The 1744-nt window shown below is 74.8% G+C and carries 2 protein-coding genes; one reads left to right on the forward strand and one right to left on the reverse strand.

Annotation, left to right across the window (positions count from 1 at the left end):
* Window positions 1-660 (forward strand): MarR family winged helix-turn-helix transcriptional regulator (locus ND748_RS31335; RefSeq protein WP_251749910.1); only part of this gene is annotated, 660 nt, incomplete at its 5' end.
* A 246-nt stretch (window positions 661-906) separates the two neighbouring features.
* Here the strand turns inward: ND748_RS31335 and ND748_RS31340 are convergent.
* The gene (locus ND748_RS31340) at window positions 907-1281 is read right to left on the reverse strand and encodes a BlaI/MecI/CopY family transcriptional regulator (RefSeq protein WP_251749911.1); all 375 of its coding nucleotides are present in this window, start codon (window positions 1279-1281) and stop codon (window positions 907-909) included.
* Window positions 1282-1744: the final 463 nt, after the last annotated feature.

Genomic DNA, 1744 nt, shown 5'->3' on the forward strand with positions numbered 1-1744 from the left:
GTGGCCGATCCGCCGGGGTCGGCGCCGGCGCCCGTCGATGTCCCCGTCGGGGCGCCCGAGCCGGCCGTGCTTCCCGAGCCGACCGCACCGGCTGACGCGGCCGGGCCGTTCGATGCGCCCTGCCCGGCCGATGAACCCTGCCCGGCCCATGCGCCCCGCCCGGCCGATGCGGCCGGGCGGGGCGAGTCAGGCACGTACTCCGGGGCGGCGGTTTTGTCCGGGCGGGCGGAGAGGTCGGCGCGGGCGGCTCGGGTATGGCGGCGGATTCGGGCGGTCGTGGTCGATCGCAACGAGCGCCGTCGGGAGGTCTGCGAGGCACTCGACCTCAGCTTCATCCGGGTCAGGGCGCTCCTGGCGCTGCAAGCCGGGCCGCTCACTCTGGGCGAACTCGCCGCCGCGTTGTCGATCGACCGCCCCTACACCACCCTGACCGTTCACGAGCTGGAACGGCGCGGCCTGGCCGAACGCACCGTGCACCCGGACGACCGGCGCTCGAAGCTCGTCGAGCTGACCGCCTCCGGCCGGACGGCCGCCCGACTCGCCGACGACATGCTCAACCGGCCGCCCGCGGCGCTCGTCGCACTCGACCCGGCCGACCTCGCCACGCTCGACCGCATCACCGCCCACCTCGCCGGCGAGGACCCCACCGCGACGGCCTAGACGACTCAGAACCGGGGCGGGGCCGGTCGCGGCGCGTTCCGCACGGTCTTGGCCCGCGGACCGTACACACCGCACCGCCATCCGGCTGCCCACCGCGCACCTGGCCGTTACCGGGGAACGCTCGTGGCCCGGGCCGGGGCGGGTGCGGGACGTCGACGGTGCGCCCGCGCGGGGTCGCCGCCATGTCACGGCGTGGCGGCGACCCCGGTCACGGTGACATGGCCGCCTGGTGGGATCTGCCGTCGATCAGGTCAGCGCGCGGAGAAGGACGTCGCGCTGATCGGTGGAGAGCCGGCGGGCGAAGCATCGCAGGACGCTGTCGGGATTCTCGCCGCGCAGCAGGAAGTCGAGCATCTGCCCTGCCGCGTGGTCGGCAGCTCGCCGCAGGGGACGGTAGGCGAAGCCTCGTCCTCGCGGCGCCCGCTGGACCATCCCCTTGTTCACCAACCTCAACAGGGTCGTCGCGATCGTGCTCTGCGCGAGACCGGCGCCGAGGCGTTGCTGGACCTGGAAGGGCATCAACGGCTCGTCGGCCGACCACAGCAGGGTCAGGACGGCCCGCTCCAGATCTCCGGCAGCCCTCTTGGGCTGGGGCTCGACGGCGGCGGCCGAGGCGGCCATGACCGTCCCGGTCGGTCTGGCCGTGCGGCGGCGGCCCCGCGCGACAGCGGGGGTGGCGGGCGATCTGACCGCTCCGGTCGTCGCCGGACCGGTTGTGGCTGCTGGGACTGCCATGGTTGCGGGGCTGGTGGTGGTTGCCGCACCGAAGGTGGTTGCCGGGCTGATCGTGGTTGCCGGGCCGATGCGGCTCAGCGAGGTGCGCGCCGCCGGCAGCGGCGGATTTGCTGGGGAAAGTGCCGGAAATGAGCGTGGCATGGCTGCTCCGAGTCCTGGAGACCGGTGCTACGAAACGGATTCTGTGCGCCGCGACGGGCGGCGGGTTGTCAGGCCGCGAGGCGTGGCGGCCCGCGCCGCACCACCACATGCCGAAGCCACAGCGAGCACGCCGGGTCAGGCGGCCCGCAGGGGGCGGGCAACCGCGCGCTCGCGACGGTCACGGGCGAGCGGCCGCCCGGCCGTGGGC

Source organism: Frankia sp. AiPs1 (genome assembly GCF_023716945.1).
In the GTDB taxonomy this organism is placed as follows: Bacteria; Actinomycetota; Actinomycetes; order Frankiales; family Frankiaceae; genus Frankia.

What these genes read in the sequence shown, in the direction of transcription:
- ND748_RS31340 (WP_251749911.1), bottom strand. Translation starts at nt 1,281, where the DNA reads ATGGCCGCCTCGGCCGCCGCCGTCGAGCCCCAGCCCAAGAGGGCTGCC.